The organism is Streptomyces sp. NPDC056361 (genome assembly GCF_042262805.1).
In the GTDB taxonomy this organism is placed as follows: Bacteria; Actinomycetota; Actinomycetes; order Streptomycetales; family Streptomycetaceae; genus Streptomyces.
On sequence record NZ_JBHJQI010000207.1, the window covers coordinates 1 to 6,478 of the forward strand.

Below are 6,478 nucleotides of genomic sequence, written 5' to 3' on the forward strand. Positions count from 1 at the left end.
GACCTCGTCACGAGGTCCGGGCCCTTCCGCTTGCCGTCGTCCGGCCGGTGACTAGTAGACCGGCTTCTCGGGCTCGATCTGGTGGACCCAGCCGATCACGCCGCCGCCGACGTGCACCGCGTCCGCGAAGCCCGCGGACTTGAGCACCGCGAGGACCTCCGCACTGCGGACACCCGTCTTGCAGTGCAGGACGATCCGCTTGTCCTGCGGGAGGTCCTGGAGGGCGGTGCCCATCAGGAACTCGTTCTTCGGGATCAGACGCGCGCCCGGGATCGAGACGATCTCGTACTCGTTCGGCTCGCGGACGTCGATGATGTCGATGTTCTCGCCCTCGTCGATCCACTCCTTGAGCTGCTTGGGAGTGATCGTCGAGCCGAGCGCCGCCTCCTGGGCCTCCTCGGACACGACGCCGCAGAAGGCCTCGTAGTCGATGAGCTCGGTGACGGTCGGGTTCTCGCCGCAGACCGCGCAGTTCGGGTCCTTGCGGACCTTGACCTGGCGGTACTGCATCTCCAGGGCGTCGTAGATCATCAGGCGGCCGACCAGCGGGTCGCCCACGCCGGCCAGGACCTTGATGGCCTCGGTGACCTGGATGGAGCCGATGGACGCGCACAGCACGCCCAGGACGCCGCCCTCGGCGCAGGACGGGACCATGCCCGGCGGCGGGGGCTCCGGGTAGAGGCAGCGGTAGCAGGGGCCGTACTCGGACCAGAAGACCGAGGCCTGGCCGTCGAAGCGGTAGATCGAGCCCCAGACGTACGGCTTGTTCAGCAGCACGCAGGCGTCGTTCACCAGGTAGCGCGTGGCGAAGTTGTCCGTGCCGTCGACGATCAGGTCGTACTGGCCGAAGATCTCCATCACGTTCTCGGCTTCGAGCCGCTCTTCGTGGAGGATCACGTTCACGTACGGGTTGATGCCGAGCACGCTGTCGCGCGCCGACGCGGCCTTGGAACGGCCGATGTCGGCCTGGCTGTGGATGATCTGGCGCTGGAGGTTCGACTCGTCGACCTCGTCGAACTCCACGATGCCGAGCGTGCCCACGCCGGCGGCGGCCAGGTACATCAGCGCCGGCGAGCCGAGGCCACCGGCGCCGACACACAGCACCTTGGCGTTCTTCAGCCGCTTCTGCCCGTCCATCCCGACGTCCGGGATGATCAGGTGGCGGGAGTACCTGCGGACCTCGTCTACGGTGAGCTCGGCAGCCGGCTCGACCAGGGGTGGCAGCGACACGGGGACTCCGGTTGTCGGTATGTCAGTACGGTTGTTCTCCCCGTAACACTGCCACGCCCCTCCTCATTCCGAGACACCCGGTCCGATCCGCGAGACGATTTCGTCCCAGTAGCCGGGCAGCGAGTGGAATGGCGCGGTTTGTCCCGGACCCCCGGGGCGGTCCGTGAAGAAGATCGTCCCCGCCCCCTGCCAGCGCGCGACCCGGAGGGCCTCGTCGAGGTGGGTGCGCGGGACCCCGTGCACCAGATGGACGAACTTCGCCTCCGCGTAGTCGGCGGTCCACTCCGCCACCTGCGACCAGCGGTAGTCCACCCAGGAGCCGGAGAAGGTCACCAGCTGGTCGGCGACCTCGGCGTACCCCGGATGCGGGTGGGTGCCGTGGCCGAGGACGAGATGGGCCTCGCCGCCGAGGACCGCCTCCAGGGTCGCCGTGACCCGCCTCGTCCCGGCCAGGTCGGCCCGGTCGGCGGGGGCGCGGTCCAGGTAGAAGCCGTCCACCTTGTACCAGTCGAGGAAGCGGTGGGCGTCCGAGACCATCTCCCCGAAGGGTCGGCCGCCGTGGGCCGCGTCCAGGTGCCCGAGGACCCTGACCCCCGCGTTGCGGAGCTTCCCGGCCGCGTCCAGGCAGTGCGGGTCGGGCCGGCTCCCCGGGCCCTCCGCCACGTTGAGCACCGCCCAGTGGACCGGGGTCCCCGGGCGGGTGAGCTCGGCCCACTCGACCGGGGCGAGCAGCGGGTGGGCATAGCCGGGGACGCCCACGCCGAGCGCCTGGACGGCCCCCGTGGCGGTGGTCGTCAGATACGACACGCCGCCTCCATCCAGATGTCGGCGAGCGACTCCTCCAGATTGATCCGGGGCCGCCAGCCGAGCCGGTCGCGGGCGGTGCGGACGTCGGCCTGCTGCCAGGTGCCGCAGCCGTCGGGGTACGGGTAGGGGGCCGAGGCCAGCTGGTCGGCGATGGTCCCCTCGGTGCGGGGGGCGCCGATCATCGGGCGCTGCGCCAGGCCGTGCGGGGCGTCCAGCTCGTGCAGGTTGCCGGAGTAGCCCGCGACCCTGGCGAGGACGGCGGCGGCGTCCCGGAGCCGGACCGCGCGCCCGGTGCCGATGTTGACGACGCCCTGGGCGGCGGAGAGCGAGGCCGCGTGCACGGCCCGCGCCACGTCCCGTACGTCGACGAAGTCGCGCTGCACCCCGAGGCCGCTGAGCTTGAGCTCGCCGTCCCCGGCCTGCATCGCCCGGCGCATCGCCTCGGCGAGCCGGCCGAGCGGGGAGCCGGCGGGCGTGCCGGGGCCGACGGGCGAGAACACCCGCAGGACGACGGCGTCGAGGCCGGAGCCGAGGACGAGTTCGGTGGCGGCCAGTTTCGACACCCCGTACGGGCCGCCGGGGCGGGGCACGGCGTCCTCGGCGGTGGAGGAGCCGGGCTGGCTCGGCCCGTACTCCGAGGCGCAGCCGACCTGGACGAGGCGGGCGCCGCAGCCGCTGCGGCGCAGGGCCTCGCAGACGGTGGCGACGGCGACCGTGTTGTGCCGGGTCAGCTCGCGGGCGCCGCCTCGGGTGGCGCCCGCGCAGTTGACGACGACGCCCGGGTGGACGGCGTCCAGGAAGCGGGTCAGCGCGCCCGGGCTGCCGGAGGCGAGGTCGAAGCGGACGTCGGCGTCGTCGCCCCGGCCGAGGGCGGTGAGGTGGACGGCCGGGTCGGCGAGCAGCCGGTCGGCGACGAAGCGGCCGATGAAGCCGTTGGCTCCGAGCAGTAGCACCCTCATCGTGCGGCCCCTACGTGCCGACCGGCGGGTCCTTGGGATTGAGGGGTCATGGTCTTCGGTCTCCTTGCGAGGTGATGAGAGAGGTGACGGGGCGCGCCCGCGGCGTCGGCTCCGCGGGTGCCGAACTCATGGGGTGGCGTGGGCCGAGGCCCGGGCGAGGGCGCCGGTCGCGTGGGCCAGTAGGCCGAGCGCGGCGGCACCGCAGACGAGGGTGGGTACGGCTCCGGCACCCCAGGCGTCGACGACGGCGCGCACGGGGGCGCCGAGCCCGTCGATGCCGGGCAGCGGGACCCGCGCGGCGAGGACGCTCGCGAGGGCGAGGGCCTCGGCGGCGCAGGCGGCGGCGAGGGCCGTGGAAGCGGTGTCGGGGAAGCCGTGCACGGTGAGCAGCCGGGCGAGCAGCAGGAGCGCGCCGAGGGCGAGGGCCCCGGGGCTGAACGCGGTGACGCCGAGCAGGGCGGCGACGGCGAGCAGTTGGACGGTGACGGTGGCGAGGAGCAGCGGCCTGGTGGCGGCGGCGAAGTCGGCGAGGCCCCGGCTGTCGGCGATCCGGCGGCGGGCCCGGCACGCGAAGAGGTGCGCGCACCAGGCGGCGGGTGCCACGGCCAGGGCGAGCCCGAGGACGGGGCCGGGGGCGAGGTCCCAGGCTCCGTCGGGGCCCCCGCTGAGCACCTGCCGGAGCAGCCCGTCGCCGCCGACCGCGTACGCGAGGAGCCAGAGCGTCCAGAGCCGGGCGGCGGGTACGGCTCCGCCGTCGGGCACCCGGAACGGCCCCTGGCGCACGGCGAGCAGCAGTGCCCCGCCGAGCGCGAGCGCGGCGACCGCCCCGACGGCGATCCGCGCGGGCCCGTAGGCGAACGTCAGTCCCAGGCCCGCGAGCCCGGCGACGGCCCCGGGGGCGAACACGGCGAGCGCCCAGGGGGCGCGGGCCGGTTCCGGGTCCGGCGCGGGCGCGGCCTTCTCGGGTCCGCGCGGCACGCGCGCGTACAGCTCCTCGGCGAGCGAGAACACGTCCCGGTGCCGGAACCGCGCGGCGGTCCGGTCCGTGAACCCCTGCGCCTCCAGGCCGGCGGCGACCTCCAGCGGGTCCACGGCCCGCTCGCAGAGCTCCCGGTGCCGGTGCATGAGCACTTTGACGGGGTCGGCGTTCCCCCGCCGGGGCCGCGGGGCCGCGGCCCGTCCGCCCGGGGCCGCCGGGGCCTCCGGCTCCCCTCTCCACGCGACGCCCCGCACCGGGGCGCCGGGCAGGTCGGGACCAGGCTCCGGGAGCGGCGTCACGGTCGCTTCCGGGGCCGCGGCTATCCCGGACGGCGGGGCGCCCATGGGGTCGGCGGGGGCGGCGGGGTCGGCCGGGTGGGCGGGGTCGGCCGGGTGGGCGGGGTCGGCGGCGGCGTCGCTCCGGTCCTCGTGGGCCTCGTGGGCCTCGTGGTCCGCGTGGGCCTCGTGGTCCGCGTGGGCCTCGTGGTCCGCGTGGGCCTCGTGGGCCTCCGTGCGGGGCGCGGGGCCCTCGGGGGCGCGCAGGTCGAGGCCGGGCGTCGGGGCGGGGTCGGGGGGCGGGGTCAGGGCGGGCGTGCCGAGGAGGGCCTCGGAGCGGGCGTCCCAGGCTCCGGGGCTCGTCGGGGCGGCGGGGCCGCGCATGGGAGTGCCTCCTTCAGGCATCGGGGCCTCCTGAGCCCGTGGTCACGGCCTTGTGCTTCCAGCTGCCCGGCACATGGGCCTCGGCGGGGTGGGCGAAGGGCACGCCGTCCCCGGGGCGGTGGCGCACGGGCGCGTGCGAGAGGAGTTCGAGGTAGATGTCGCGGAACGCGCCGAGGTTCTGTTCGACGGTGAAGAGTTCGAGCGCGCGGGCGCGGGCCGCGGCGCCGAGCCGGTAGCGGCGCTCGGGGTCGCGGAGCAGCGCGAGGCAGGCGTCGGCGAGTGCCCGGGGGTTGCGCGGGGGGACGACGAGGCCGGTGCCGCCGATGATCTCGACGACCGCGCCGACGTCGGTGGAGACGGTGGCGCGCGCGCAGAACATGGCCTCGACGAGGCTGGCCGGGAAGCCCTCGACGACGCTGGAGAGGACGACGACCGCGCCCGAGGCGTAGGTGTCCTCCAGGGTGGGAGCCTCGGGGCCGCCGAGTTCCTCGAAGGTGACGGGGTTCTCGCCGACGGCGTGCGCGCCGGCGGCCTCGTCGGGGAAGAGCTGGGCCGCGAGCCCCTTGCAGTGGGCGCGGTACGCGCCGCCGCACGGCTCGCGCTCGGGCACGGCGACGATCCGCAGCCGGGCGTCGGGCTGCCGGGCCCGGATCTCCGCGAAGGCGTGCAGGAGGGCGATCAGGTCCTTGGCGGGCTCGACGCGGCCGACCCAGACCAGGGTGGCGGGGTCGCCGCTCTCCTCGTCCTCGCCGATCTCGGCGAAGCGGTCGGCGGCCATGCCCGGGTGGACGGTGCGGATGCGGTTCCGGTCGGCGCCGCACTTCTCCTGCCAGCGGCGGGCGTGGGCGTTGCCGGGGGTGAGGAGGGAGGCCTGCCGGTAGGTCTCGGCGGCGAGCCGTCCGTGGAGGGCGGCGAGCAGTGCGCGCAGGGGGGCGGAGCGGTCGGCGCCCGCGGTGGAGAGGTAGTGGGCGCGGAGCGGGACGCCGTACTCGGTGACGAGGAGCGGGGTCCCGAAGAAGCGTTTGGCCAGCAGGCCCGGGAGGGCGGTGGTGCCTCCGGCGGCGGCGTGGCAGAGGTCGGCCGCGCCGAGTGCGTCCTCGGTGTACCAGTCGAAGGAGAGGGGACGGAGGGCCCGCTCCAGGTGGTCGGCGAAGGCGAGGTGGTCGCGGAGTCCGGCGGCCGCCGCGCCCCGGCGTGCGCCGGGCGCGCGGCAGGCGGTCTCCAGCGCGCGGACGGCGTCGTCGGAGCGGAGCGCGCCGGGCAGTCCGCCGCGCTCGCGGGCGAGTTCGGCGAGCGCGTAGAGCCCGCCGGCGAACTGGGCACCGCCGGGATCGGTCGCGTCCGTCGCCGGTCCGGACCCGGGCACGGGCCCGGTCGGCGCCGCCGGTCCGGACTCGGTCGCGGCCTCGACCTCGCGGCAGAGGCCGGTGGCGAGGGCGTGGAAGGCCTCGGTGAAGCGGCGCCGTTCGCGTCGGCCGTAGGCCCGGCGGGTGGCGCGGCCGTCGCCGAAGGCGGCGCGTTCGAGGCGGTTCTTCGGCGTGCCGTCCTGGTCGGGGCCTTCCGGGTCGGCGGTGCGCACGACGCGGACGTTCGGGGGGAGCGGCAGCGGGGTGCCGGGGCCGCCGAGGGCGTAGAGGTCGAACTGGTGCTGCCCGAGCCCGCGTACGAGTCGGTCGCACCAGGGTGCGGACTCGCCGGTGGCGTACGGGTAGCCGCCTTCCGTGAGCAGTCCGATCCGCATGGGTGCACCCCCGATCTCCCTTGACGGCGGCCACCGTTGGTCCGGTGACTCGCAGCGGGAAGAACGTAAGCGGAGACACCGGTGGTGCGACGGACGGTTGTCC

At 75.4% G+C, this 6,478-nt stretch carries 5 protein-coding genes; all 5 read right to left on the reverse strand.

What is annotated here, in order from left to right:
- Positions 1–51: 51 nt before the first annotated feature.
- The gene (gene moeZ / locus ACFCY7_RS37590) at positions 52–1,230 is read right to left on the reverse strand and encodes an adenylyltransferase/sulfurtransferase MoeZ (protein ID WP_376490579.1); all 1,179 of its coding nucleotides are present in this window, start codon (positions 1,228–1,230) and stop codon (positions 52–54) included.
- Positions 1,231–1,293: 63 nt separating this feature from the next.
- A complete protein-coding gene (locus tag ACFCY7_RS37595) occupies positions 1,294–2,037 on the reverse strand; it encodes a spherulation-specific family 4 protein (protein ID WP_376490580.1) in 744 nt (247 codons plus the stop codon).
- Entirely contained in the window at positions 2,025–2,996 is a 972-nt protein-coding gene (locus ACFCY7_RS37600) for an NAD-dependent epimerase/dehydratase family protein (protein ID WP_367822443.1), read from the reverse strand. Before ACFCY7_RS37600 ends, ACFCY7_RS37595 begins: the two co-directional genes overlap by 13 nt.
- A gap of 126 nt (positions 2,997–3,122) precedes the next feature.
- The gene (locus ACFCY7_RS37605; RefSeq protein WP_376490581.1) at positions 3,123–4,634 is read right to left on the reverse strand and encodes a hypothetical protein; all 1,512 of its coding nucleotides are present in this window, start codon (positions 4,632–4,634) and stop codon (positions 3,123–3,125) included.
- Between the two features lie 13 nt (positions 4,635–4,647).
- Positions 4,648–6,375, reverse strand: coding sequence for a glycosyltransferase (locus tag ACFCY7_RS37610; protein WP_376490582.1), 1,728 nt, complete (start codon positions 6,373–6,375; stop codon positions 4,648–4,650).
- Between the last annotated feature and the right edge of the window lie 103 nt (positions 6,376–6,478).